This window comes from Pseudoalteromonas sp. AWM4_233, assembly GCF_056158285.1.
Genome location: NZ_JBSWSZ010000001.1, coordinates 3,117,858 through 3,142,386, shown reverse-complemented (window position 1 = coordinate 3,142,386; position 24,529 = coordinate 3,117,858). Strand labels below are relative to the sequence as shown.

Genomic DNA, 24,529 nt, shown 5'->3' with positions numbered 1-24,529 from the left:
AAAGTATTATATAGGTGTTAGCACTCTTCAGGTGAGAGTGCTAAAATCAGCTAAAATGTTTATCACTGAGGTGAAAAATGAGTAACGATATTTACGCAATGGCCCTGACAACAGGACAACAAAGCGCAAGTTTAGATGGCTACTTACAAACTGTAGGCCAAATTCCTATGCTTGATGCAGAGCAAGAGAAAGCACTAGCGACTCGCTTACATCAAGATGGTGATTTAGAAGCTGCTAAGCAACTTATTGTTTCTCACCTTCGTTTTGTAGCGCACATCGCTAAAAGCTATGCGGGTTATGGTCTGCCGCAAGCAGATTTAATCCAAGAAGGAAACATTGGTTTAATGAAAGCGGTAAAACGCTTTAACCCTGAAGTGGGTGTTCGCCTAGTTTCATTTGCTGTTCACTGGATTAAAGCTGAGATCCACGAATATGTATTGAAAAACTGGCGTATCGTAAAAGTTGCGACAACTAAAGCGCAACGCAAATTATTCTTTAATCTACGTAAGAATAAAAAGCGTCTAGGCTGGTTTAACCAAGACGAAGTGGCGACTGTTGCTAACGAGTTAGGTGTAAGTGAAAAAGAAGTTCGTGAGATGGAATCACGAATGAGTGGTCAAGACATGGGCTTCGACTTAACATCGGATGATAATGATGATGCACCAGCAAGCAGCTTCTCACCGGTACAATACTTAACCGATCAAAGTGGCGATTTAGCTGATGTTGTTGAAGAAGAACAATGGCAAGAGCAATCTCAAAACCGCCTGTTTGCAGCATTAAAAACTTTAGATGAGCGCTCTCAAGATATCATTAGCTCACGTTGGTTAGCTGATGAAAAGGCTACCTTACAAGACTTAGCTGCTAAATATAATGTGTCAGCTGAACGAGTCAGACAGCTTGAAAAGTCAGCTATGAAGAAGCTGCAATCAGCAATGCACTAAAATAGAATAGATTCCATAAAATGCCGCTATCTTCAGCGGCATTTTTTATGCCTGAATACAGCACAGAGTTAGTCAGCGAACTTTGAAATGCGAGAAAAGTACATTTGAGCTTACAAGTGTTCGCTAATTGATTATAATGCGGTGCTGATTTAAATAGGAGTATGGGTTTTGTTAGCTGTTTTACGTGTAATAGCTATGGCGCTATTTATTGTATTGAGTTGTATTTTTGGTTTATTGCTCTCAATCATTAGGCCGTTTCATAGAAATAATGTGCATATTATTGCTAGCTGGTTTGGCAAAATGTCCACAGTGGTAGGGGTTAAGTTGGAAATTAATGTCGATCCCAGTGCCCAAACAGTCGGCCCAGCCATTTATGTCGCAAACCACCAGAACAACTATGATCTATTTACTCTACCTGCGGCAGTTCCTGAAAATACAGTGAGTATGGGTAAACACAGTTTAAAGTGGATCCCATTTTTTGGTCAGCTTTATTGGCTATCGGGTAATATTTTAATTAATCGAGGTAACCGCTCTAAAGCAATGGGCACCTTGGGCAAGTCTGTAGCAAAGATAAAAGATAATGGCTTATCTGTTTGGATGTTTCCAGAGGGCACCCGAAGCTATGGTCGAGGTTTATTACCCTTTAAAACCGGCGCATTTCATACAGCGATGAACGCTGATGTGCCTGTAGTACCAGTTTGTATGAACTCAACCCATGATTGTATTAAGCTAAATCGTTGGGACAATGGTACAATCTATATTGATGTATTGGCACCGATCACCCTTGATAAAGAAATCAGTGCCAGAGACCATGCTAGTGCAACACATACGCTGATGGCTGAACGTATTGCACTACTTGATGACAAGGTAAAAGAAGATAATGGAAAACTGGCGCGAAATTAGTGAAGACATCGTCGAGTCTTTAATTGAAGACGGCTCTTCAACTGAAAAACTATACGAAGTTGAACATCACTTTGTAAGTGAAGACTTTAAGCAGCTAGAAGAAGCGGCTCTAGCTGCATTTAAACTTGGCTATGACGTAGAAGACCCTGCAGAACTTGAACTTGAAGATGGCAGTAAGATCTGGGGTTTTGATGTTGTTGTTGAAGCAGAGTTAGATGTTGATGTGATTATGGAAGACGTCGATAAGTTAGCTGCGCTTGCTATTGAATGCAGAGTTGAATATGACGGTTGGGGCACTTACTTCCAAGAGTAGGTTGAACTTACCAGAAATTACGAAAAGGAGCGAAAGCTCCTTTTTTAATGCACTTTTTATAAGATTTTTCTAGGGCGAATGTATTAAATTTAGTTTAAAAGATAGACGGGTTACGTTGAAAAATGATACAAACCATTCTTGTATCTAATTTGTTAAATTTATGTGCTTATGCTGGTTTCTTTGCCAATCTCTGAATTACAACCTGGGATGTTTGTAGATAGTGTATGCAAACAGCGCAGCGATGCCAAAATAAAAATAAAGTCCCGTGGTATGGTACGGGATCAGGCGATTATTGCCCAGTTGCTTTCTAAAGGGGTAATGGAGCTCAAAATAGACTTTTCTCAAAGTGATATTGATGTTCCGGAAAAGTATCGGCCAGCACCAAAACAAGAAGAAAGCGAAACACCTAAAGAAGCCGCTCGTTCACCAATAAAGAAAGCATTCAAACCTGCAGTTGCAGAAAAATCTTTAGAGCAGGAATTTGCTAAGGCAAGTCAACAATTTGATCAACATTCTCAGCAATTAAAAAATTTATACAATGATCTAACCATAGGTGCAAAGCTTGATGTTTCTCTGCTTAATCAAGTTAGCAATGAAATCGTAGACTCAGTCTTACGTAACAGTAATGCGATGGCTATTTTGAGCCGCTTAAAAGACAAAGATGGTTACAACTGGCGCCACATGATCAATTGCACTATTTTAATGAGTGTGTTTGCTAAATACCTAGGCATTAAAAATGAGCAAATTCAGCAGTTAGCACTAGGTGCTATGTTACATGATGTAGGCCATACAAAATTACCTCAAGGGATCATTAATAAAACCGAAAACCTCAATGAGTTAGAATTTAAAGCACTGAAGAAACATGTGGTGCAATCATTGGGGCTGGTAAAAGGGGAGTCAGGGATCAGCCCGCTGGTTATGGATATGATTTTAAACCATCATGAAAGGGTGGATGGTTCAGGCTACCCAAGAGGCTTATCGGGCTCAAAAATTAGCAAACCAGCAAGGATGATGGCGATTGTCGATGTTTATGATGCAATGACGTCAGAGCGCCCTCATCAAAACGGTGAAGAGCCCATCCATGCATTACGTTATTTACTGGCAAATAAGCATCAGTTTGATGCACAGTTAGTGCAAAAGTTTATAAAGTGCTTAGGAGTTCACCCTGTCGGCACTATTGTGCGATTAACGAATGATAGGTTGGCACTTGTGCTTGAAGGGAACAAACAATCACCTATGAAACCTAAGGTGAAGGTATTCTATAACACTAAGCACAAGCACCACATCACAGGAAAAGATCTTGATTTACATGCAGTCGATGATGAAATTAAAGTCGTTGCCAGTGTCAGACCGAGTGATTATGAGCTCAATTTATCCCGCCTGTTAAGGTCTCATCTTTTAGTTTAGGTGTTTCGGAGCGTGTTAGAGCTTGCCATTTTGCAGATAATACCGCGCCGAGTTGACAGCTTGTCATCATAATAAGCCATAGAATAGTGCCCTGTTCAGTGTGAAGTGCAAAACAGCTAGAGGCCAAAGAAACGAGCGCAGCTAAAATTGTGCCTAACCAGAAAAGATTGATAGGATTATCACATTGTCCTGCTTTATTACAGGCGCAGTAATTGGCTTTACAAAAGCAATAAACACTTAATCCTGCAAACATCAAAGAGACTAGAATAAGCATGACGAACATGATGAAGGCTCCATTTTATGTTCCTTTAAAAGATAAGGCTTAGTTTAAAAAGGAGCCGAAAGATTGTCAATCTAAATGAGAATTAATATTATTTGATTCTAGAAACGGTAGCCAATATGAATGCCACCAATAGACTTCACCTTTTCAGTATCAGCTTGTTCGCAGAAAATAAAGCATTCACCATCTTCTTCTTTTACGCCAAAACTCGCGCCCACATAGAAGCCTTCTTTATCTTGGTTACTGAAGTAATAATTTGCTTTTGCGACTAAAAAGCCGTCACTTGCATAGGCAGCTTGTTGCCCGAGGGTTAGTCCTAAATCAACATGATCATTTAAATGATACTCATAGCCCAATGCATAGCCAATAATGCCTATTGAAGCAAATGCGCTATGTTTTTCATTTATATCATATGTGTATTTTGCACCGAGAACACCACCATGTTCAAAGTGGCCAGCACCGAATGACCAAGATGAATTATCATTTGCATGACTCGAAAAGCTGGCGATAGACAATGTTGATGCGAGTAAAAGCTGTTTAAGCATGGTTAATCCGTTTGTTATTTTTATTGTCGATGAGTGTATCAATGTGTTTTCTTTTTGGAAACAAAAACGCGAGCTTAAGCTCGCGTTTTTATAGTGTTAGTAATGATTAAAAGTGGTATTACAAACTCTCAATCTTTGCTTTTTGCTCAAGTAATTTCGCTTTGGCGTCAGAAAACTCGGCTAGCTTATCTTTTTCTTTAGCCAGTACTGCTTCTGGTGCGTTGTTAACAAATTTTTCGTTAGCTAATTTGTTATTAACTTGAGCTAAGCCTTTCTCTGCTTTCTCAAGCTGCTTCGCGATACGAGCTAATTCAGCTTCAACATCGATTAGGCCAGCCATTGGGATCATGATCTCAAGGTTACCAACATACGATGTTGCACACGCAGGTGCTTCGTCTTTGTTATCAAGAAGCGTGAACGCTTCTAGCTTAGCAAGAGACGCTAAGAAAGCTTCGTTTTCCGTTAAGCGGCGCTTGTCTTCGTCAGATGCATTAGCAAGCAATACCGATAATGGTTTGCTTGGGCTGATATCCATTTCACCACGGATGTTACGAATAGCAAGAATGAATTGCTTAACCCACTCTAGGTCGTCCATCGCTTGGCTATCAACATTTGCTGCATTGTATACAGGGAACCCTTGAACCATGATGCTAGTGCCTGCAGTTTCGATACCTGCAAGTGGTGCAACACGTTGCCAAATCGTTTCTGTGATGTATGGCATTAACGGGTGCATTAAGCGAAGTAGGCTTTCTAATACCGTGATTAGGGTATGGCGAGTACCACGTTGCTGTGCTTCGTTACCTTTAAACAGTACAGGTTTAGTAAGCTCTAGATACCAGTCACAGAATTGGTTCCAAGTGAACTCATAAATGGTGTTTGCAGCTAGGTCAAAACGGTAGTTCTCTAGATGCTCAGTATAGGTTTTAACAGTTGCTTCGAATTGGCCTAAAATCCAACGATCAGCGAGTGAGTATTGTTTTTCAGCATCTGTAGCGAAGCCACAATCTTGCTCTTCTGTATTCATTAATACGTAACGGCTAGCGTTCCATAGTTTGTTACAGAAGTTACGGTAACCTTCAAGGCGGTTCATATCCCAGTTGATATCACGTCCCGTAGAAGCCATTGCTGCAAGGGTGAAACGCAGTGCGTCTGTACCGTGTGCTTCAATCCCGTTTTCGAATGTTTTACGGGTGTTCTTCTCAATCTTCTTAGCTAGTTGAGGCTGCATCATGTTACCAGTGCGCTTTTCAACTAGGCTTTCAAGGTCGATACCGTCAATCATGTCGATAGGATCAAGTACGTTACCTTTCGACTTAGACATCTTATCGCCGTTTTCATCACGGATAAGGCCAGTTACGTAAACGGTTTTAAATGGTACTTGTGGCTTGCCGTCTTCATCTTTGATGAAGTGCATGGTCATCATGATCATACGCGCAACCCAGAAGAAGATGATGTCGAAACCTGTTACCAATACGTCAGACGGGTGGAAAGTTTTTAAATCATCTGTGTTTGCAGGCCAGCCTTGCGTTGAGAAAGTCCAAAGTGCAGACGAGAACCAGGTATCTAACACGTCTTCATCTTGCTTAAGTGCAACATCATCCGCAAGGTTGTTATCGCGGCGAACTTCAGCTTCGTCACGACCAACGTATACGTTGCCTTCGTTGTCGTACCAAGCAGGGATACGGTGACCCCACCAAAGCTGACGTGAAATACACCAGTCTTGAACGTCATTCATCCACGAGAAGTACATGTTCTCGTATTGCTGAGGTACGAACTTAATGTCGCCATTTTTAACTGCTTCTTTTGCAGGCTCTGCTAGAGGTGCTACGCGCACGTACCACTGATCAGTAAGAAGCGGCTCAATCACTACGCCAGAACGGTCACCGTAAGGTACTGTTAAGTTGTGATCTTCAATTTTTTCTAATAGGCCAAGTTCTTCAAACTCAGCAACAATTGCTTTACGTGCATCAAAGCGGTCAAGACCGTGTAGGCGCTCAGGAATTGGCGCATCTAATTCAAGCTCTTTACCGTCGAATGTGTAGCTTTCGCCTTCGCTTAATACCGCAGCATCTTTGTTAAAGATGTTGATCATTGGTAGTTGGTGACGTTTACCTACTTCGTTATCGTTAAAGTCGTGGGCAGGCGTGATTTTCACACAACCTGTGCCTTTCTCCATGTCTGCATGCTCATCGGCAACAATTGGAATACGACGGTTTACGATAGGCAGTAAAATTTCTTTACCGATTAAGTCTTGGTAGCGCTCATCATCAGGGTTTACTGCCACACCTGTATCACCTAGCATAGTTTCAGGACGTGTTGTCGCAACAATGATGTAGTCTTTACCGTCTTTAGTTTTTACGCCGTCAGCAAGTGGGTAACGTAAGTTCCACATGTGACCTTGTTTGTCTTTGTTTTCAACTTCAAGATCAGAAATCGCAGTGTGTAGCTTAGGATCCCAGTTAACTAGGCGCTTACCACGATAGATTAAGTCTTCTTTGTGAAGGCGTACGAATACTTCTTTAACGGCTTCAGAAAGGCCTTCGTCCATAGTGAAACGCTCACGGTCCCAATCTACAGAAGCGCCTAAACGACGTAATTGTTTAGTGATAGTGCCGCCAGAGTGGTTTTTCCACTCCCAAATTTTATCGATAAATGCATCGCGGCCTAGGTCGTGACGAGTCTTACCTTCTTCAGCAGCTAACTTACGCTCAACAAGCATTTGTGTTGCGATACCTGCATGGTCAGTACCTACTTGCCAAAGCGTGTTGTTACCTAGCATGCGCTTATAACGAGTCAGCGTGTCCATGATGGTGTCTTGGAAAGCGTGGCCCATATGTAGGCTACCTGTGACATTTGGTGGCGGGATCATAATTGAGTATGCTTCGCCTTTACCTGATGGCTTAAAGTAACCATTGTCTTCCCAGTCTTTATATAAAGACTGTTCTATATCTTGTGGATTATAGGTTTTATCCATTTCACAGAACCTTAATTAGTGCTTAATTTTCAATTTCTTGAGTTGAAATATTGGCGCCGAGCTGACGTAAGTGCACAAAGCGCTGACGCGCGGCTTGCTTGGCGTTTTGCTCCGTCGGTACAAAATCATATACCTGACTGAAGCGTCTTATAAAGTCGGGTAGGGTGGTGGCTAAATTAATTAGCACATTGCGTCTACCAACGGGAGGTGTTTGGCCAATCTCGACAGGAGCACCGCCTTTAGGGCCTTCGCCTTGCAGGTTGTGGGGCACAAAACTATCGGGTTCGAAACACCATAATTGCTCATCAATCAGATGGGCGTCATCAATCGAATCGACGTAGATAAACACACGATGGCCTGCTCTAAACTGCTTAGCTGCAGCGCGAGCGGCAAGATCAAAATGAGCCGGGATAGATACTTCCGGCTCATTATTTTGTTTTAACACATAAAATCGTGCATTGATGGTCATAAATTCGCTTCAAATTACATATTTTAACGGTTTTACAGGGTTAAAATAAGCGTTCAAAATAAACCCGCATTTTGACACAGAACGAACTGACCATCAATCACTCACAGCGGTTAATCTGCTTGGGTTTCAGTTGGTCCAACACGATTTAATAAGTATTGTGTCAACATAGGTACAGGTCGACCTGTCGCCCCTTTGTTTTTACCACTCTTCCAAGCTGTACCTGCGATGTCTAAGTGTGCCCAATTGTACTTTTTGGTGAACTTAGATAAGAAGCATGCTGCAGTGATAGTTCCTGCTGCACGACCGCCTAGATTTGTGAAGTCAGCGAATGGGCTGTCTAGTTGCTCGTGATAGTCATCCCACAGTGGTAGTTGCCACGCACGGTCGCCACTTTGCTCAGATGCTTTTAATAAGTCATGCGCAAGTGGGTTGTGATTTGACAGTAAACCCGTTGCGTGTGCACCCAGAGCTACAATACAGGCACCTGTCAGAGTTGCTACATCCACCACGATTTCAGGCTCGAATGCTTCAACATAAGTAAGTGCGTCACACAATACTAGGCGACCTTCCGCATCAGTGTTTAATACTTCAACTGTTTGGCCTGACATCGTAGTCAGGATGTCACCCGGACGGTAGGCGTTTGAGCTTGGCATATTTTCACAGCCAGCTAGTACACCTATGACGTTAATTGGCAACTGAAGCTCTGCAACTGTACGCATTAAACCTAGAACGCCTGCGGCGCCACCCATGTCGTATTTCATTTCATCCATGGCTTCGCCTGGTTTGATTGAAATACCACCTGAATCGAACGTCAGACCTTTACCGACAAAAACTACTGGCGCTTGCTCTTCAGGTGCACCATTGTAGTGAATTACTGACATGACTGATTCGTTATCACTGCCGCGACCAACTGCTAGGTATGAGTGCATACCTAATTCTTCCATTTCTTTTTCACCGACTAGGTTTACAGAAATGTTGTCAAAAGATTCTAATTCTTGAGCTTGCTCACCTAAGTAGCGAGGGTTACAGATGTTTGGTGGCATATTGGCAACGTCTTTACACAGTTTTGCACCAGCAGCAACGGCAAGGCCATGGTCAATCGCATTTTCACCAATGGTTAACTCGCGACGTGTAGGTACGTTGAATACGATTTTACGCAGTGGGCGACGTGGATCTGTTTTTTTGCTTTTTAACTGATTGAATGTATACAAGCAGTCTTGTGTTGTTTCTACTGCTTGACGTACTTTCCAGTATGTATCACGACCTTTAACATGTTGCTCAGTTAAGAAGCAAACCGCTTCCATAGAACCAGTTTCATTTAATGTGTTGATCGTTTTTGAGATGATTTGTTTATATTGTTTGTCATCTAGTTCACGTTCTTTACCGCAACCAACAAGTAGTACGCGCTCACTTAAGATATTTGGAACGTGATGAAGTAGTAATACTTGACCAGGCTTACCTTCTAAATCACCACGACGTAGTAAATTTGAAATGTAACCTTCACTGATCTTATCCAGCTGTTCACCGATTGGAGATAAACGACGCGGCTCATATACGCCAACTACAATACAGGCACTGCGTTGTTTTTCGGGACTACCACTTTTTACGCTGAATTCCATTGTGACTCCTGAGTCTAAATTATGTCTTTTTGAACTTTATCTGTCTTCGCTTATCCATATCATAAATGCATGATTATCTAATATGCTTAGTATGATATTTGGTTTTGATGACATATAATAAACTGACTAAAATAATCAGTTTACTCAATTTTTCCTACTATTCCAGTGAAACACGATGTTTTATAGGGGCATATTTTGCTAATTTTTCGCTACCTAACAGCTGAAGTCTTGAAGTCGCAAATTGCTGTCTTTCTCACTTTAATGACTATTTTTGTCTCACAAAAGTTTGTCAGAATACTAAGTGATGCAAGTGATGGTGGCACACCAAGCAATTTAATTCTTTCTTATTTGGCACTTAAACTCCCTCAATTGGCGGTTTATATACTCCCTTTAAGTTTGTTTTTAGGGATTATATTGGCTTACAGCCGTATTTATGCCGACAGCGAGATGACCGTGCTTAAAGCGTGTGGTGTGAGTGAATGGTATGTGGTGCGTGTAACGCTGGTATCAAGTGTGGTTTTTGCTTTATTCGCGGGGGCGCTAAGTATGTATGTGGCACCTTGGGCTAATGAAAAAGAATATCAATTAAAAGAACAAGCTGAAGCAGATGCGGGATTGTCGAGCTTAAGGGCCGGGCGCTTTCAACAAACTGGCAACGAAAAAGCAGTGGTGTTTATCCATGATATTAACCAGCAAGGTAGAGAATTAAACAAAGTATTTGTTGCTCAGCTACCTGATAAAGAATCTTCACAAGCTGCGCGCTTAGTATATGCACAAACAGGGCGTGTTATTGAACAAGAAACTGGCGAGCAGCAATTACAACTTGATAATGGCTTTCGTTTTGAAACTGACGGTCAAAGCCAAGCTTTGAGTAAAACCGAGTTTGGCACTTATCAAGTACAGATCCAAGAGCAAGAAATTGAGCATCAGCGTCGCAAGTTAGAAGCAATCCCGTCAATGCAGTTACTTGAACTGGGCACACCTGAAGCCATTGCACAATTTCAACTTCGCCTTTCGACACCAATCTCTATCATTTTACTCACGCTTATGGCTGTTCCTTTGAGTGTCGTAAACCCAAGACAAGGTAAGTTTGCCAAGTTGGTACCTGCTATTGGTTTATATCTAGGCTATTTTATTCTTCTCAATGCGGGTAAGTTTCTAGTTGCAGAAGGAAAAGTACCTACTGCGGTAGGACTGTGGTGGATACATATTAGTGCACTGTTTATCGGTGCTTATTTAATAGCGAAAGGTCGTCCATTTGGCGTCTGGTTGCGTTCATTATTTGCTAAGCGAGCACAAACAGCATGATGAAAACGTTAGATTGGTATTTAGGCCGTAGTATCTTACAAACAACCAGTTTTGCATTGCTGGTCTTTGTTGGTATTAATACGCTGATTAAGTTTATAGAGCAATTAAAGTCTGTAGGCCGAGGCTCCTATGACATTGCTGCTGCTTTACTTTACACCTTATATAGCATGCCTTCAGACATCGTTGTGTTTTTCCCTATGGCCGCGCTAATAGGTGGTTTGATGGGGTTAGGTGCGTTGGCATCGAGCAGTGAGCTGGTTGTTATGCAAGCAGCAGGCTGGTCAAGACTACAAATTATTGGTTCGGTCATGAAAACGGCGATCATTCTGGCGCTCTGTATGATGGCATTAGGTGAATGGGGGGTGCCGCAGTCAGAAAAAATGGCGAAGCAGATCCGAAATCATGCCATATACGGTGGAGAAGTCTTTAATGCGCAACAGGGCGTATGGGCTAAAGATGGTAATAACTTTATAAATATCGGTAATGTTGAGCAAACAGGCGACCTGAAAGATGTCAGTATTTATCATTTTGATGACTCATTAGCATTAACAAAGGTCACGCGCGTGGAGGCTGCAAAAAGTGTCCCTCAAGGCTGGCAGTTTCAAGGTGTGGAAGAAATGACGGTAGCGGATGTGCAAATTACTACTCAATATAGTGAGTCAATGCTCTATGCGTCTCAGCTCACAGCCGAGAAGTTAGACGTCGTTTCTGTAGACCCTGAATCATTGTCCTTTAAAGGCTTAATGTCGTACTTAGCTTACCTAGCTCAGAATGATCAAGATACCAGCACCTATGATTTGGCGCTTTGGCGAAAAGTGATGCAGCCTCTAACAATTGCAGTGATGTTGCTGGTTGCGCTGTCATTTATTTTTGGTCCTCTACGTTCTGTTAGTATGGGCGCGCGCATTATTATGGGGGTAGTAACAGGCTTAGCGTTTCATTTAAGCAACGAGATCTTTGGCCCCATTGTTATGGTTTATAACGTCCCTGCATTTATCGGCGCTGCGATGCCGGCCGTACTGTTTGTATTGGTGGCAACCGTTTTATTGAAGCGGCAACAATAGAAAGGTGAATCGAATCTATAAGTGTAAAAAAGCCAGCATCTGCTGGCTTTTTTCATTTATAAGACTTTTGATTAGTGGTCTCTAGAAACTGATAAGTTAGCTAAAGCTATGAGCGCTTGTTTGTAATCAGAGTCAGGTAAAATACTTAAATAGTTGATTGCTTTTTGTGCTTCATCACGCGCTTTCTCCATCGCAAAATCAAGCGCCTTGGTGTCAGCTAAGGTTGCTAAAATGTCATCTAAAAACTGCATGCCATTACCTGTTTCAATGGCTTCTCTAATTTGTGCTATCTGTTGCTCAGAGCCTTTTTGCATCGCATAAATAAGCGGTAATGTAGGTTTACCTTCGGCTAAGTCGTCACCTAAATTTTTACCCATTTGTTCAGCATTTGCGCTGTAATCTAAAACATCATCGACAAGTTGGAATGCTGTGCCCAAGTGCATACCATACAACTTTAAGGCGTCCTGTACTTCAATACTTTGCTCAAGTACAACAGCCGGCAACTGAGTGGCTGCTTCAAACAGTTTTGCAGTCTTACTGTAAATAACCTGCATGTAACTCTGCTCAGTGGTATCCGGGTCATTACAGTTCATTAACTGCAACACTTCACCTTCTGCGATGACATTGGTTGCATCTGCTAAAATTTGCATTACCTGCATGTTCTGTAAGCCGACCATAAGCTGGAATGAACGTGTGTAAATAAAATCGCCAACTAAAACACTTGCCGCATTTCCAAACTCAGCATTTGCTGTAGGTTCGCCTCTTCTTAGAGCCGACTCATCTACTACATCATCATGAAGTAGGGTTGCGGTATGAATAAATTCGATGATTGTTGAGAGAGTTATATGCTTGTTGTCATTACAACCGAGCGCACGTGCTGCAAGTAAGGTAAGCATAGGTCTAATGCGCTTTCCGCCACTATTCACGATGTATAAGCCTAGTTGGTTTACTAGTGCTACATCAGATTGCATTTGTGCATGAATAAGTTGATTGACGTCTTGCATGTCATCTGCAATTAACGTCTGGATAGCTTTGATATCCATCTTGCTCCGAGCCAAGTTTGGTAATGATAAAACGCGCGAATTGTACTACAAAAATTCCGTAAGCTCGATAATTAGTCGTGAATGAGATCAAAAAAACTATTAAATTAATGGTTTGGCTGTTTATTGAACTGAAATAAAGGAGTTTTGTCACTGTTTTAGGGAGCACAATTTAGGTTATTTAAAAGCCGATAAATCAACGAAAAATAACTTTGGTTTATAGGGATTTTTAGATAGACTGTCACAAAATAGTAATTCGCCCTCGTCGTAGCTAATTTTTATGCAAAATCTACAAAAATAGGGTTGCGTGAAGTTTAACATTAGCGTAAACTTCGCGCCCTATTGAAGAATATTAAGTTGCGTCGATTTGAGGGCGCACAACGGAGTTAAATATGTACGCGGTTTTCCAAAGTGGTGGTAAACAGCACCGTGTGACTGAAGGTCAAACAATTCGTCTAGAAAAATTAGACGTTGAGACTGGTGCAGCAGTTGAGTTCGATTCAGTACTTTTAGTTGCTGATGGTGAGAAAATCGAGATCGGTGCACCGTTCGTAAACGGTGGTAAAGTGACAGCTGAAGTTGTTTCACACGGTCGCGGTGAGAAGGTTAAGATCGTTAAATTTAGACGTCGTAAGCATTCTCGTAAGCAGATGGGCCACCGTCAGTGGTTCACTGAAGTTAAAATCACTGGCATTAGCGCTTAATTTTTAGAGGTACAGAAAGATGGCACATAAGAAGGCAGCTGGTAGTACTCGTAACGGTCGCGATTCAGAAAGTAAACGCCTAGGTGTTAAACGTTTTGGCGGCGAATCAGTTTTAGCGGGTAGCATCATTGTTCGTCAACGTGGTACTAAGTTCCACGCTGGTTCTAACGCAGGTATCGGTAAAGACCACACTATCTTTGCAAAAGCAGATGGTAAAGTAGTTTTCGAAACTAAAGGTCCTTTAAACCGTAAATACGTTAGCATCGTTGCTGAGTAATCGGTAAAGATTCAGAAAAACCCCGCTACGGCGGGGTTTTTTTTTGTATGTAAATTATTTTAGGTCTTTATCTAGCAACGCAACTCTAATGAGCAGGAAGCAACTGCTTGAGTTATAATTTGCTATCAGACCTCCCAAAACAGAGAGAAACCATGAAGTTTGTCGATGAAGTTGTAATTAGAGCTGAAGCTGGCGACGGCGGCAGTGGCATAGTGTCATTTCGCCGTGAAAAATATGTTCCTGATGGTGGCCCTGATGGCGGTGATGGTGGTGATGGTGGTAGTGTTTATCTCGTTGCAGATGAAAACTGGAATACATTAATTGATTATCAGTTTGAGCGATTCCACCGTGCTGAGCGAGGCACTAATGGCCAATCGCGTAACTGTACAGGTAAAAAAGGTGCGGACCTGTTCCTAAAGGTACCTGTTGGTACACGTGTCACTGACGAAGACACTGAAGAGTGTTTAGGCGATTTAACACAACATGGTCAAAAGTTGCTTGTTGCTAAAGGTGGCTTCCATGGTTTGGGTAACACGCGCTTTAAGTCGAGTGTAAACCGAGCGCCAAGGCAAAAAACATTGGGTACACCTGGTGAGGTTCGTAACCTTAAGCTAGAACTTATGTTACTTGCTGATGTTGGACTGCTAGGTCTGCCAAATGCCGGTAAGTCTACGTTTATCAGAAGCGTTTCAGCAGCTAAACCTAAAGTTGCTGACTACCCATTCACAACGCTAGTACCAAACCTCGGTGTGGTTCGCCCTGAAGCGAGTAAATCATTTGTGATTGCGGATATTCCAGGTCTGATTGAAGGTGCTTCAGATGGTGCAGGCCTTGGTATTCGTTTCTTAAAGCACCTAGAGCGTTGTCGTGTGCTACTGCATATTGTTGATGTGATGCCAATTGATGGTACAGATCCGGTTGATAATGCATTTTCTATCATTAACGAATTACATCAGTACAGTCCAAAATTAGCGGACAAACCTCGTTGGTTAGTACTTAATAAGATTGACCTACTTCCAGAAGACGAAGTAGAAGAAACTTGTGAGCGTATCGCTGAAGAGCTTGGTGCCGAGGTTGTATACCGTATCTCAGCTGCAAACAAAAAGAATACCCAACCCTTGTGCTATGACATTATGGCGTTACTTGAAAGTATGCCAAAAGATAAGTTTGAAGAAGAGCAAGCGGAAGAAGAAGTTGAGTTCAAGTGGGATACTTATCATCGCGAAGCGAAGAAAAATGCGCAGGACGATGATTGGGATGACGACTGGGATGAAGATGATTATGATGTGGAAGTTATCTACGAGAGATAACTTTTAATAAAAGGGCTTTTAAAGCCCTTTTTTAATACTAAATACTTAGGAAGCAACAATGATTATTTCTATGATTGCAGCAATGGCGAATGATCGTATTATTGGCGATGATAATCAGATGCCATGGCATCTACCTGCTGATTTGCAACATTTTAAGCGTGTCACCATGGCTAAGCCTGTGGTCATGGGGCGAAAAACATTTGAATCAATAGGGCGTCCATTACCAGGGCGTCGTAATATTGTGATAACCAGAAATACAACCTATAAAGCTGAAGGAGTAGAGGTTGTTTCAAGCCCGGAAGAAGCTTTGACCTTGCTTGAAGGAACGGAAGAGGTGATGGTTATTGGTGGAGGTAATATTTACGGTCAATTCTTACCATTAGCAGAGCGCTTATATTTGACCTTTATTGATCTAGCAGTTGCTGGTGATACGCAGTTCCCTGATTATGAAAAAGGCTATCAATGGATAGAAGTAGAGTCTGAGGTTAACCAGCCAGATGAAAGAAATAAGTATGGCTATACCTTTGTAACTTTACATAAAAAGTTATGAGTTTGTTGCGGTAGATTATATTGATTGCTACAATTATATACGTATTCTGTTACGAACAAAGTATTAAAGGGTCGACGAAATGAAATTATCTACCGCACTTGTATCAGCTTCGCTGGTTGTTGCGTCTTTTTCTTTTAGCTTTTCAGCAAAAGCAGATGAACAGTTAGCTGCGTCATTATGTGAGTATGTTGCTGCAAACGATAAAGGTGGTTTGCGTAAAAAGCTTAAAAGCTCTCGTCTAAAAATAAGGAACATTTTCGATGGTGTGTTATGTAATGGTAATAACCTATTACGTCACGCTATTGCTAGTAATGCGGTAGATGCCGGCGGGTATATTGTAAAAAACTTACCAAAAAGTAAATTAGCAGATGGTGCTGATATAGCTTGGGCTGAGGGCAACGGTCATGGTGGTTCAGCTTTAATAGGTACAATTAAAGCGCGCGCTGGTTTATAAACTTAGCCCGCTCTTATAGTTCTAAAAGCCAGAAGAAATTTCTTCTGGCTTTTTTGTTTTTACAAAACTAAAAGCACATTTAGCTATTTTTTCAGCGTGCTTTTCAATCAGTTAGTTTAAAAGATAAACATAAGTTAGATGGATTAAGCTAAGCTGCATATTCTATGAGCATTTGACAATAATTTACTATAAAAGTGTTTGACTTATTTTCGTAAGCCTTTATTATACGCATCCACAAGACGGAGAGGTGGCCGAGTGGCTGAAGGCGCTCCCCTGCTAAGGGAGTATAGGGTTTGTAGCCCTATCGAGGGTTCGAATCCCTCCTTCTCCGCCATTTTTAAATGGTTTCTTGTAATTAAGGACGCGTAGCTCAGCTGGATAGAGTACCTGGCTACGAACCAGGCGGTCGGAGGTTCGAATCCTCCCGCGTCCGCCACTTTCTCAAAGTGGTAAAATATATGGGTATCCTTTGGTTGGGATATAAAATTAAATCAAATACGGACGCGTAGCTCAGCTGGATAGAGTACCTGGCTACGAACCAGGCGGTCGGAGGTTCGAATCCTCCCGCGTCCGCCACTTTCTCAAAGTGGTAAAATATATGGGTATCTAAAGTAAGATGTAAAATAACTTGTTCCGGACGCGTAGCTCAGCTGGATAGAGTACCTGGCTACGAACCAGGCGGTCGGAGGTTCGAATCCTCCCGCGTCCGCCATCTTTCTCAGATGGTAAAAATAGAGAATTTGATATACGGACGCGTAGCTCAGCTGGATAGAGTACCTGGCTACGAACCAGGCGGTCGGAGGTTCGAATCCTCCCGCGTCCGCCACATCAAACCAATTGATGTGAGAAATAACCGACGAAAGTCGGTTTTTTTATGCCTAAAATTTAGATCGTGTTCCGGGTTGGTTAATTGAAATGTCGAAGGTTCACTCTTCGTAAAGCAAGTCCCACGTCCGCCACATCAAACCAATTGATGTGAGAAATAACCATTGAGCGTCGGTTTTTTATGCCTAAAATTTAGATCGTGTTCCGGGTTGGCTAATTGAAATGTCGAAGGTTCACTCTTCATAAAGCAAGTCCCACGTCCGCCACATCAAACCAATTGATGTGAGAAATAGCCATTGAGCGTCGTTTTTTATACCTAGAATTTATTCTGTTTTAGCTAATCAGGCTGTCGAAGGTCCACTTTGGATCATGTATTCTCCCTTAGCTAACTGCTTCTTGCCGGAAAGCTTACAACTCTTTAGAGTAGAGTACAGCGTTATGCTGACCTTGCTCATCTTGATGAATAAAATGCTTTACATAACGCATACCAAGCTTCTTCATAATATTGATAGAGCTTAAATTACCCTCAAGGGCCTCAGCAGAAAAAGCAGTATATGCTTTGTCTGTAGCGAGTGTATTAGCTATATGTTGTGCGGCTTCAGTCGCATAGCCCTTGCCCCAACTCATTTGTTTGAAGCGCCAGCCCAGCTCTAAATTACAGTCGTTACGTTGACCTGTAAAAAAGCCCATCGGACGAACTAATATCCAACCAATGAACAGATCCTCTTCTAAGGTATTTACTTGCCATAAGCCCCAACCTTTTTCTAAATTTGTGAACTGCTCTAGACGAGGGATAAAAACCTCTCTAATTGTCTGCATTGAATTTGGCTTACCATGCGTTAAATATTTCATGACCGCAGGATCTTGGTCTAATTCGAATAGCAAATCGGCATCATTTTTATCCATGAGTCGATAACCTAATCTTTGCGAGTTTTGTATCTTCATTTGAGTTCCTTACTGCTTTTATGGACTTAGTTGATTACAATATGAGGCTTATAACCTAAGGGGCATTAGTGAAAAATTCAGTATTAATTCTACGTCAAAAGCAAATTGCTGCGGCCAAGCGTGAGTTTAAAGCGCGTGGTTCGAAATTATCCCGCTGTGAAGCTTGTTTGCTCTCTGAACATTTGTGTATCTGTGACAACCTTCAAGTTGCCGAAGATTGTCAAAGTGCAGTATGTCTATTAATGTATCACAATGAAAGTTTTAAACCTTCAAATACGGGTCGTTTGATTGCAGACGTGGTGCCTGATAACTATGCTTTCCGTTGGGATAGAACTGAGCCAGATAAGGCACTGCTATCGCTTCTAAAAGATCCAAGCTATCAGCCTATTGTCGTTTTCCCCGCTGATAGCGCAGAGCCTGATCGCGTTATTACAAAAGTTGAACGGATTGAGTCTAAAAAGCCATTATTTATTTTTTTAGATGGAACATGGCGTGAAGCGAAAAAAATGTTTAGAAAGAGCGAGTATTTAGATAGCTTCCCTGTGCTTTCTGTGTCCCCTGACTCTCTATCAGATTATAAACTCAGAGTTGCTCCGCATGCTCATCAGCTAGGTACAGCAGAAGTCGCGTGTGTTGTCTTGTCTGAATCAGGAGAAAGCTCTGCTGCAGAGAAGTTAACAGCGCATTTTATTGACTTTAGAGATGCTTATTTAAAAGGAAAAAGAAGTTTAAGTTAAACTCATAGCCGTTAAACGAAGAAACGCGGCTCTATGAGCCGCGTTGACGGAATCTTCTAAGCATCCTGCTTTGGTTTTGAGCTGATCAACTCCATACAATCAATGTCCTTTCACTCGCATTTTTGTTATTTAGCGAGTACTACTTCCTGTAGTGTCCTTCATTGGCTTTATGCCAAACATCCATATGCCCTTATCCGAACTTCCTGCTATTATCCATAACAAATTTGGCCACCATGGCTCCATAAAATCCTAAATACATCCTGTATGGCTCACCTTGAGCGCTCATCCTGTTGTTCCATAAGTCAATTAAACCGCATTAGGCAATAATTAACTATTACAGTCCATTACACGTCATGTGATTTACAGCCGTCACTGGCTTCCTAAAAGATGTAGAAAGTTTAATGGAGTAGCGAAGTAAAAAAAGGTTAAAAATTTAATTTTTTAGAGAGCTGAATCGATAGTAAGATTTCAACTTTATGATAAATAATGATTAATTCTATTGTTGTTGTTTTGTTGAGCTAGGTTTTGCTTCAAAGCGACAGTTAAAGTGAGAGATCTCTTACATAATAAATTGCTAATTAGGCGTTAAGAGAAAAACAAGTTACAGTTTTTAATCAGTAAAAGGGTGTACTTTGAAACTAGAATAGTTAAAATTAGTTGATAATAATTATTGTTTGGCTTTGGAGGCCTTATGAAAAAAGCATTGGCTATTCTACTCTCAACTGTCACGTGTTTGCCTGCTATGGCAGCCGAAGAAATCAACATTTATTCTTTCCGTCAGCCTTTTCTAATTCAACCTATTCTTGATGATTTTACCAAGCAAACTGGCATTAAAACGAATGTGGTTTTTGCAAAAAAAGGGTTAATTGAAAGAGTTAAGCGTGAAGGTAAGCATAGCCGTGCTGATGTGGTTTTAACATCTAACTTCAGTGCTTTAATGCAATTAGAATCGATGGATCTAACGCAGTCGATTAAGAGCGACGTCGTAACCAAAAACATTCCTGCAAGCTTTCGTGATCCAGAAGGTCAGTGGGTTGCACTGACCAAGCGTGTTCGTAACGTATATTCGTCAAAAGAGCGCTTAGGAAAATTAGATGCGTTAACTTATGAAGAATTGGCTGATGTAAAGTATAAAGGCAAAATTTGTACTCGCTCTGGTAAGCACCCTTATAATTTAGGGCTAGTTGCATCTATGGTCGCGCATCATGGTGAAGCGGAGACTAAATCATGGCTTAAAGGGGTTAAAGCAAATTTAGCAAGAAAACCACAAGGTAATGACAGAGCGCAAGTTAAAGCAGTGAAAGAGGGCTTATGTGATCTTGCATTGGGTAATAGCTATTATTTTGGCAAGATGCTGCAAGATGAAAAGCAAAAGCCATGGGCTGATTCTGTTTATATCAACTTCCCGAACCAAACAAATCGAGGCGCTCACTTAAATGTTTCGGGTGTTGTCCTAACTAAATATTCGAAAAATAAAGAAAACGCCTTGAAACTTATCGAGTTTATGACGGACAATAAAGCGCAAAATATGTATGCGTCAATGAATATGGAATACCCAGTTAAACCAGGTGTGGCGCTTTCTGAACTTGTGGCATCTTGGGGTGAGTTTAAGGAAGACAACTTACCATTGTCAGAAATTAGTAAATACCGTCCTTTAGCTCTTAAGCTAATCGATGAGGTAAAATTTGATCTTTAATGCAATCATTACTTTCTCTGTCTAAATGGCAGGTTTTTGCTTGGCTGATAGGCGCTTGCTTATCAGCACCACTGGCATTTTTAATCTTCGAGTCGCTGCAAGGCGACTCTGATGTTTTTACCCACCTGTGGGATACCGTGCTTTGGGATTATATTTATAACACCCTAGTACTAATTGCAGGTGTGCTCCTCTTAAGTTGCTTAATTGCATTACCGCTCGGGTGGCTTACCGCTTATTGTCAATTTCCTGGAAAAAAATACTTCGAATGGGCGTTGATGTTACCTTTAGCAATGCCAACTTACATTATTGCCTACGTCTATACCGATTTATTTGATTACGCAGGGCCTATACAAATTGCCTTAAGAGAGTGGTTTGGTTGGCAATCACCGGATGATTATTGGTTCTTTGATATTCGTACATTAGGTGGTGCAATCGTGATGATTGCACTGGTGCTTTATCCTTATCTTTACCTTATTTTTAAAACCGCTTTGCGCGAGCAGTCGTTTAAGTTACTGCAAGCTAGCCAACTAATGGGTATGAGCCCACTTCAAAGCTTTTTCAAAGTGAGTTTGCCTCTTGCTAGAGGCGCGATTGTCGCTGCACTTGCTTTGATCAGTATGGAAACCATGGCAGACTTTGCCACAGTGCATTATTTTGCTGTCAGCACGCTCACAACGGCCGTTTACGATACTTGGCTCGGCTATTATTCTCTAACAGCAGCAGCGAAAATTTCTGGGATCATGTTGTTGTTCTTATTTGTGGCCATCACACTAGAAAAAATAAGCCGTAAAAATACCACTGTGCATGAAAGACAAAGTGCCGTAAACGACACGCATTTATATATGCTATCAGGGAAGTACGCTTGGCTTGCCAGTATCTATTGTATTGTGGTTTTGTTTTTTGCTTTTGCCTTACCGGTTGGTGTACTCGTCAGTTATTCAATAGATTATTTCGAACAAGCATGGAACGCTGAGTTTTTCTTATATGCTTGGCAGAGCTTAAAGATTTCTTTATGGGTAAGCGTTATCGCAATTGCTTTAAGTATTATCGTGTTGTTTTATCAGCGTATTGGTGAACAAAAGTCTAAGGCCTTGCCAGGGCGTGTATCAAGCACAGGCTATGCATTACCTGGAACAGTATTAGCGATTGCGGTTTTACTGCCGCTTACTTTGCTTGATACTAAGCTAAATGAGTGGTTAGAAGGCACTGCATTTGAGCCAGGTCTGCTTTTTAGCGGTACTATTTTTGCCATGGTATTTGCGTATGTGGTGCGTTTTTATGCTATTGCTCAAGGCGCTGTTGAAGCTAGCTATGTACGAATTAGTCCATCTCTTGATATGGCAAGCCAAAGTATGGGTAAGAATTTTGCCCAAATGCTCAGTAGTGTGCATATCCCACTTTTACGCGGGGGGATTTTAACCGCAGGGTTACTGGTATTTATCGAATGTATGAAAGAGCTTCCCGCTGCCTTATTGCTTCGTCCTTTCAATTTTGAAACCTTGGCAACCCATGTATTTCAATATGTGAGTGACGAGCAGCTAGAGCTTGCGTCCATTTCTGCATTATTTATTGTTCTTGTTGGCTTAGTGCCTTTGTATTTTGTTAATCGCTCAATGGAGCAGCACAATTCATGAGTAGTTTGTCTTTAAAAAACTTAAGCTATCAATATGATGGCCAAAAAGTGATTGAAAATTTAGATTTAGAAGTCGCCGAAAATGAAATTGTTTGCTTATTGGGGGCCAGTGGTTGTGGCAAAACCACCACTTTAAAAGCCGTGGCAGGTTTATTAACGCCTCAGCAAGGTCAAATCATTATTCATGGTAAAACCATGAGTGACAACACGCAGTTTACAGCACCACAGCATCGTAATATTGGCATGATGTTTCAGGATTATGCGTTATTTCCTCATTTAACGGTTGCTCAAAATATCGCGTTTGGCTTAAGTAAGCTTAATAAGGCTGACAAACAAGCACGTATAAATGAAATGCTGGAGCTTGTGCATTTATCAGAGTTTGCTGAGCGTTACCCTCATGAGCTTTCAGGCGGTCAGCAACAACGTGTTGCCATTGCGAGAGCGCTTGCATATAAACCTAACTTACTACTTCTCGACGAGCCTTTTTCGAATATTGATGCGCAAGTGCGTTTCCAACTTATCAATGACATTCGACAGATCATAAAAGATCAAAAGGTCTCGGCTATCTTTGTTAGTCACTCAAAAGAAGAGGCCTTTGCTTTTGCAGATAAACTGGCTGTGATGCATAAAGGTCAAATCGCCCAATTAGGTGATGCCAAAACGCTATTTGAACAGCCAGCTTGTAAAGAAGTGGCAGAATTTTTAGGGCAGGGTATTTATATTCCAGCGCAGGCTGAAGATAAGCGAGAATTTATTACTTCATTTGGTAAACTTTCTTCGACAAAAGTGTGTGAAAATGCGCAAGGCTCTGGAAAAATTTATATTCGACCAGCTCATATACAGCTAGAAAATGGCGACACGAATGACGTCGAAATTCTGCAATCGCGTTTTATCGGGACTGAGTTTATTTATCAAATAAAAGTGGCAGAGCAAGTCATCGAAGTGCCTGTCGAAAGTGAACATGCCCTGAATATTAATGAGCCAGTGACTTTTAAAATTAAGCCACATGCGGTAAATTTCTTTTCATAGTCATTACTTATTATAACTTGGGGTGCCATGGCTCAGCCGCAGTCAGGAGTGTGTGCAGAGGCAAATCTGCATGGACTACATTTGTTTTTTAATGTACTTGATGGTCAAGATGAAGCCGTTAGAGCAGCATTAGGGCAATGTGAACGCTTACAATCAGAATTGAGCGACCGCTTCTCTGAGTCTATGGTATCTAGCTTTGTGGCCATTGGGGCACAATACTGGCCGCATATATATCCTGAATGTATTCCTAAAGAGTTAAAAAGCTTTCCGCATATTCGCTCTCACGAGCACCTAATGCACACTCAACCATTTGATTTGTTGTATGTGATCCGATCTGACAGAGAAGATGTGAATCATCTATTTGCTCAAAGTGTCAGGCATATGTTGGCAGGCAAAGTAGAATTGGTTGCACATATCCGCACTTTTCGTTTTTTAGATGGCAGAGATTTTAACGGCTTTATTTATGGCGCTAATACGCCTCATGGACGTTTTAAGCGCCAAGTGGCTTTAGTTCATGACCCTGAAAGCTTTGAAGACCAAGGCAGCTACATTCATGTGCAGCGAGTGAAGTTTGATCTAAACCGTTGGCAACAACTAAGTCTGAATGACCAAGAAGCTATTATGGGGCGCTCTCGTTTAGAAAATAAAAAGCTAGAGATTCCTTTCTCTAATAATCACGCAGCTCTATCTGAGCTTAACAATGCAGACAACTTACCACTGCTGCTTGAGCAAAGCATGCCGTTCGGAGATGTCTTTGAGCAAGGATCTTTATGGGTGAGTTGTGCCGCTAAGGGCAGTGCTTTTGAGAAGTTGTTAGCGACACGAGTAGGAAACGAGCAGCACTACGATGCGTGGCTAGATTATTGTCAGTCCGATATGGGGGCTGCGTTTTTTGCGCCATCCGTGCAGTTTTTGCAAAACATGGCGCAAATAGCAGAAAGTTAAACGTTGTCGAATAAGGTTTTTACTTTCTCAAGCGTTACGTCAATTTCAGAGATTTTAGCTGGCGCAATAAAGATAGTATCGTCACCAGCAATGGTACCTAATACGCCATCAGCAGTACCTAATGAGTCTAATAAGCGGGCAATTAGTTGAGCTGCACCAGGGCTGGTACGGATGATTATCATCATTTCATTGTGCATGATATCAATCACTAATTGTCTTAATGGGCTTTTTGCCGTTGGTACGCCCATTTCTGCCGGTAAGCAGTAAACCATTTCCTGTTTTGCGTTACGAGTTCTTACCGCACCAAACTTACTTAGCATACGTGACACTTTGCTTTGACTTACATTATCAAAGCCTTGATCTTTCAGGGCATCGACAATTTCACCCTGCGAGCCAAAGTTTTCTTCTTTTAATAGTGCTTTGAACGCCTTAATCAGTGCTTCTTGCTTCTCGTTTGCTTGCATAATTGAACTCGTTTATTAAATATTACTTAGATTTTACACAATTCTGAATCCAGACCCAACTTTGCAATTAAAAAACAAAGTGAATTGATTGCAAGAT

At 41.5% G+C, this 24,529-nt stretch carries 24 protein-coding genes and 5 tRNA genes; 21 read left to right on the top strand and 8 right to left on the bottom strand.

The annotated features are described in order from the left end of the window. The first annotated feature begins 77 nt into the window (after positions 1-77). The 4 genes from rpoH (at position 78) to ACXAC4_RS14215 (ending at position 3,564) form a co-directional block, all read left to right on the top strand. The gene (rpoH, locus tag ACXAC4_RS14230) at positions 78-941 is read left to right on the top strand and encodes an RNA polymerase sigma factor RpoH (protein ID WP_058030946.1); all 864 of its coding nucleotides are present in this window, start codon (positions 78-80) and stop codon (positions 939-941) included. Between the two features lie 168 nt (positions 942-1,109). Beyond that, positions 1,110-1,844 carry a 1-acylglycerol-3-phosphate O-acyltransferase gene (locus ACXAC4_RS14225; protein ID WP_475162720.1) on the top strand — a complete coding sequence of 245 codons (735 nt, stop codon included), beginning with the start codon at positions 1,110-1,112 and terminating at the stop codon, positions 1,842-1,844. After that, positions 1,822-2,157, top strand: coding sequence for a ribonuclease E inhibitor RraB (gene rraB, locus ACXAC4_RS14220; RefSeq protein ID WP_130254004.1), 336 nt, complete (start codon positions 1,822-1,824; stop codon positions 2,155-2,157). Before ACXAC4_RS14225 ends, rraB begins: the two co-directional genes overlap by 23 nt. Before the next feature lie 168 nt (positions 2,158-2,325). Then, on the top strand, positions 2,326-3,564 hold the full coding sequence (locus ACXAC4_RS14215) for an HD-GYP domain-containing protein (protein WP_475162714.1): 1,239 nt from the start codon (positions 2,326-2,328) through the stop codon (positions 3,562-3,564). On the opposite strand, the gene ACXAC4_RS14210 is transcribed toward ACXAC4_RS14215, so the two are convergent. The 5 genes from ACXAC4_RS14210 to pepA form a co-directional block, all read right to left on the bottom strand. Continuing rightward, complete coding sequence (locus tag ACXAC4_RS14210; RefSeq protein ID WP_390442143.1) at positions 3,524-3,847, bottom strand: hypothetical protein; 324 nt, start codon at positions 3,845-3,847, stop codon at positions 3,524-3,526. The genes ACXAC4_RS14215 and ACXAC4_RS14210 overlap by 41 nt on opposite strands. Positions 3,848-3,945: 98 nt before the next feature. Further along, on the bottom strand, positions 3,946-4,389 hold the full coding sequence (locus ACXAC4_RS14205; RefSeq protein WP_390442141.1) for a hypothetical protein: 444 nt from the start codon (positions 4,387-4,389) through the stop codon (positions 3,946-3,948). 118 nt (positions 4,390-4,507) lie between these two features. Next, a complete protein-coding gene (locus ACXAC4_RS14200; RefSeq protein WP_475162711.1) occupies positions 4,508-7,363 on the bottom strand; it encodes a valine--tRNA ligase in 2,856 nt (951 codons plus the stop codon). Between the two features lie 22 nt (positions 7,364-7,385). Beyond that, a complete protein-coding gene (locus tag ACXAC4_RS14195; RefSeq protein ID WP_130257318.1) occupies positions 7,386-7,832 on the bottom strand; it encodes a DNA polymerase III subunit chi in 447 nt (148 codons plus the stop codon). 110 nt (positions 7,833-7,942) lie between these two features. Beyond that, positions 7,943-9,451 (bottom strand): leucyl aminopeptidase, encoded by a 1,509-nt coding sequence (pepA, locus tag ACXAC4_RS14190; protein ID WP_475162708.1) that lies wholly within the window; start codon positions 9,449-9,451, stop codon positions 7,943-7,945. A gap of 195 nt (positions 9,452-9,646) precedes the next feature. Here pepA and lptF point away from each other — a divergent pair, with 195 nt between their 5' ends. After that, complete coding sequence (gene lptF, locus ACXAC4_RS14185) at positions 9,647-10,759, top strand: LPS export ABC transporter permease LptF (protein WP_475162707.1); 1,113 nt, start codon at positions 9,647-9,649, stop codon at positions 10,757-10,759. Beyond that, entirely contained in the window at positions 10,756-11,823 is a 1,068-nt protein-coding gene (gene lptG / locus ACXAC4_RS14180) for an LPS export ABC transporter permease LptG (protein ID WP_349285465.1), read from the top strand. Before lptF ends, lptG begins: the two co-directional genes overlap by 4 nt. Positions 11,824-11,894: 71 nt before the next feature. Here the strand turns inward: lptG and ispB are convergent, their stop codons facing one another. Then, positions 11,895-12,866 carry an octaprenyl diphosphate synthase gene (gene ispB / locus ACXAC4_RS14175; protein ID WP_475162704.1) on the bottom strand — a complete coding sequence of 324 codons (972 nt, stop codon included), beginning with the start codon at positions 12,864-12,866 and terminating at the stop codon, positions 11,895-11,897. Positions 12,867-13,255: 389 nt separating this feature from the next. On the opposite strand from ispB, the gene rplU reads away from it, so the two are divergent. From rplU to ACXAC4_RS14125, 10 genes are all read left to right on the top strand, one after another. Further along, positions 13,256-13,567 (top strand): 50S ribosomal protein L21, encoded by a 312-nt coding sequence (gene rplU, locus ACXAC4_RS14170; RefSeq protein ID WP_058030935.1) that lies wholly within the window; start codon positions 13,256-13,258, stop codon positions 13,565-13,567. 19 nt (positions 13,568-13,586) lie between these two features. Beyond that, positions 13,587-13,844 (top strand): 50S ribosomal protein L27, encoded by a 258-nt coding sequence (gene rpmA, locus ACXAC4_RS14165; protein WP_058030934.1) that lies wholly within the window; start codon positions 13,587-13,589, stop codon positions 13,842-13,844. A gap of 152 nt (positions 13,845-13,996) precedes the next feature. Beyond that, complete coding sequence (cgtA, locus tag ACXAC4_RS14160) at positions 13,997-15,154, top strand: Obg family GTPase CgtA (protein WP_475162701.1); 1,158 nt, start codon at positions 13,997-13,999, stop codon at positions 15,152-15,154. A 58-nt stretch (positions 15,155-15,212) separates the two neighbouring features. Further along, positions 15,213-15,704 carry a type 3 dihydrofolate reductase gene (gene folA / locus ACXAC4_RS14155; RefSeq protein ID WP_349285469.1) on the top strand — a complete coding sequence of 164 codons (492 nt, stop codon included), beginning with the start codon at positions 15,213-15,215 and terminating at the stop codon, positions 15,702-15,704. A gap of 79 nt (positions 15,705-15,783) precedes the next feature. Next, the gene (locus ACXAC4_RS14150; RefSeq protein WP_475162696.1) at positions 15,784-16,158 is read left to right on the top strand and encodes a DUF3718 domain-containing protein; all 375 of its coding nucleotides are present in this window, start codon (positions 15,784-15,786) and stop codon (positions 16,156-16,158) included. Positions 16,159-16,399: 241 nt separating this feature from the next. Next, a tRNA-Ser gene (locus tag ACXAC4_RS14145) sits at positions 16,400-16,492 on the top strand. A gap of 25 nt (positions 16,493-16,517) precedes the next feature. After that, positions 16,518-16,594: transfer RNA gene (locus ACXAC4_RS14140), tRNA-Arg, on the top strand. A gap of 63 nt (positions 16,595-16,657) precedes the next feature. Beyond that, positions 16,658-16,734, top strand: a tRNA-Arg gene (locus ACXAC4_RS14135). A gap of 59 nt (positions 16,735-16,793) precedes the next feature. After that, positions 16,794-16,870 (top strand) — tRNA-Arg (locus ACXAC4_RS14130). 37 nt (positions 16,871-16,907) lie between these two features. Further along, positions 16,908-16,984: transfer RNA gene (locus ACXAC4_RS14125), tRNA-Arg, on the top strand. A gap of 407 nt (positions 16,985-17,391) precedes the next feature. Here the strand turns inward: ACXAC4_RS14125 and ACXAC4_RS14120 are convergent. Beyond that, positions 17,392-17,928, bottom strand: a complete 537-nt coding sequence (locus tag ACXAC4_RS14120) for a GNAT family N-acetyltransferase (RefSeq protein ID WP_475162693.1) — start codon at positions 17,926-17,928, stop codon at positions 17,392-17,394. A gap of 68 nt (positions 17,929-17,996) precedes the next feature. On the opposite strand from ACXAC4_RS14120, the gene ACXAC4_RS14115 reads away from it, so the two are divergent. From ACXAC4_RS14115 to ACXAC4_RS14095, 5 genes are all read left to right on the top strand, one after another. Then, on the top strand, positions 17,997-18,665 hold the full coding sequence (locus ACXAC4_RS14115) for a tRNA-uridine aminocarboxypropyltransferase (protein WP_475162689.1): 669 nt from the start codon (positions 17,997-17,999) through the stop codon (positions 18,663-18,665). 691 nt (positions 18,666-19,356) lie between these two features. Then, positions 19,357-20,361, top strand: a complete 1,005-nt coding sequence (locus ACXAC4_RS14110) for a Fe(3+) ABC transporter substrate-binding protein (protein ID WP_475162688.1) — start codon at positions 19,357-19,359, stop codon at positions 20,359-20,361. Beyond that, positions 20,361-21,995, top strand: coding sequence for an ABC transporter permease (locus tag ACXAC4_RS14105; RefSeq protein WP_475162686.1), 1,635 nt, complete (start codon positions 20,361-20,363; stop codon positions 21,993-21,995). The genes ACXAC4_RS14110 and ACXAC4_RS14105 overlap by 1 nt, the downstream gene beginning before the upstream one ends. Then, positions 21,992-23,023: an ABC transporter ATP-binding protein gene (locus tag ACXAC4_RS14100; RefSeq protein WP_475162684.1), complete on the top strand. Its 1,032-nt coding sequence runs from the start codon at positions 21,992-21,994 to the stop codon at positions 23,021-23,023. The genes ACXAC4_RS14105 and ACXAC4_RS14100 overlap by 4 nt, the downstream gene beginning before the upstream one ends. Positions 23,024-23,050: 27 nt before the next feature. Then, a complete protein-coding gene (locus tag ACXAC4_RS14095; protein WP_475162683.1) occupies positions 23,051-23,968 on the top strand; it encodes a Dyp-type peroxidase in 918 nt (305 codons plus the stop codon). Here the strand turns inward: ACXAC4_RS14095 and argR are convergent. Continuing rightward, a complete protein-coding gene (gene argR / locus ACXAC4_RS14090; RefSeq protein WP_058030925.1) occupies positions 23,965-24,432 on the bottom strand; it encodes a transcriptional regulator ArgR in 468 nt (155 codons plus the stop codon). The genes ACXAC4_RS14095 and argR overlap by 4 nt on opposite strands. Positions 24,433-24,529 lie beyond the last annotated feature (97 nt).

Bases quoted from the DNA above. Each gene is read 5' to 3' on its own strand.
- ACXAC4_RS14210 (WP_390442143.1), bottom strand. From the start codon at position 3,847: ATGTTCGTCATGCTTATTCTAGTCTCTTTGATGTTTGCAGGATTAAGT.
- ACXAC4_RS14120 (WP_475162693.1), bottom strand. From the start codon at position 17,928: ATGAAGATACAAAACTCGCAAAGATTAGGTTATCGACTCATGGATAAA.
- folA (WP_349285469.1), top strand. From the start codon at position 15,213: ATGATTATTTCTATGATTGCAGCAATGGCGAATGATCGTATTATTGGC.
- argR (WP_058030925.1), bottom strand. From the start codon at position 24,432: ATGCAAGCAAACGAGAAGCAAGAAGCACTGATTAAGGCGTTCAAAGCA.
- rpoH (WP_058030946.1), top strand. From the start codon at position 78: ATGAGTAACGATATTTACGCAATGGCCCTGACAACAGGACAACAAAGC.
- ACXAC4_RS14205 (WP_390442141.1), bottom strand. From the start codon at position 4,389: ATGCTTAAACAGCTTTTACTCGCATCAACATTGTCTATCGCCAGCTTT.
- ACXAC4_RS14215 (WP_475162714.1), top strand. From the start codon at position 2,326: ATGCTGGTTTCTTTGCCAATCTCTGAATTACAACCTGGGATGTTTGTA.
- rraB (WP_130254004.1), top strand. From the start codon at position 1,822: ATGGAAAACTGGCGCGAAATTAGTGAAGACATCGTCGAGTCTTTAATT.
- ACXAC4_RS14150 (WP_475162696.1), top strand. From the start codon at position 15,784: ATGAAATTATCTACCGCACTTGTATCAGCTTCGCTGGTTGTTGCGTCT.
- ACXAC4_RS14200 (WP_475162711.1), bottom strand. From the start codon at position 7,363: ATGGATAAAACCTATAATCCACAAGATATAGAACAGTCTTTATATAAA.
- rpmA (WP_058030934.1), top strand. From the start codon at position 13,587: ATGGCACATAAGAAGGCAGCTGGTAGTACTCGTAACGGTCGCGATTCA.
- ACXAC4_RS14095 (WP_475162683.1), top strand. From the start codon at position 23,051: ATGGCTCAGCCGCAGTCAGGAGTGTGTGCAGAGGCAAATCTGCATGGA.
- ACXAC4_RS14195 (WP_130257318.1), bottom strand. From the start codon at position 7,832: ATGACCATCAATGCACGATTTTATGTGTTAAAACAAAATAATGAGCCG.
- lptG (WP_349285465.1), top strand. From the start codon at position 10,756: ATGATGAAAACGTTAGATTGGTATTTAGGCCGTAGTATCTTACAAACA.
- rplU (WP_058030935.1), top strand. From the start codon at position 13,256: ATGTACGCGGTTTTCCAAAGTGGTGGTAAACAGCACCGTGTGACTGAA.
- ACXAC4_RS14100 (WP_475162684.1), top strand. From the start codon at position 21,992: ATGAGTAGTTTGTCTTTAAAAAACTTAAGCTATCAATATGATGGCCAA.
- pepA (WP_475162708.1), bottom strand. From the start codon at position 9,451: ATGGAATTCAGCGTAAAAAGTGGTAGTCCCGAAAAACAACGCAGTGCC.
- cgtA (WP_475162701.1), top strand. From the start codon at position 13,997: ATGAAGTTTGTCGATGAAGTTGTAATTAGAGCTGAAGCTGGCGACGGC.
- ACXAC4_RS14110 (WP_475162688.1), top strand. From the start codon at position 19,357: ATGAAAAAAGCATTGGCTATTCTACTCTCAACTGTCACGTGTTTGCCT.
- ispB (WP_475162704.1), bottom strand. From the start codon at position 12,866: ATGGATATCAAAGCTATCCAGACGTTAATTGCAGATGACATGCAAGAC.
- ACXAC4_RS14105 (WP_475162686.1), top strand. From the start codon at position 20,361: ATGCAATCATTACTTTCTCTGTCTAAATGGCAGGTTTTTGCTTGGCTG.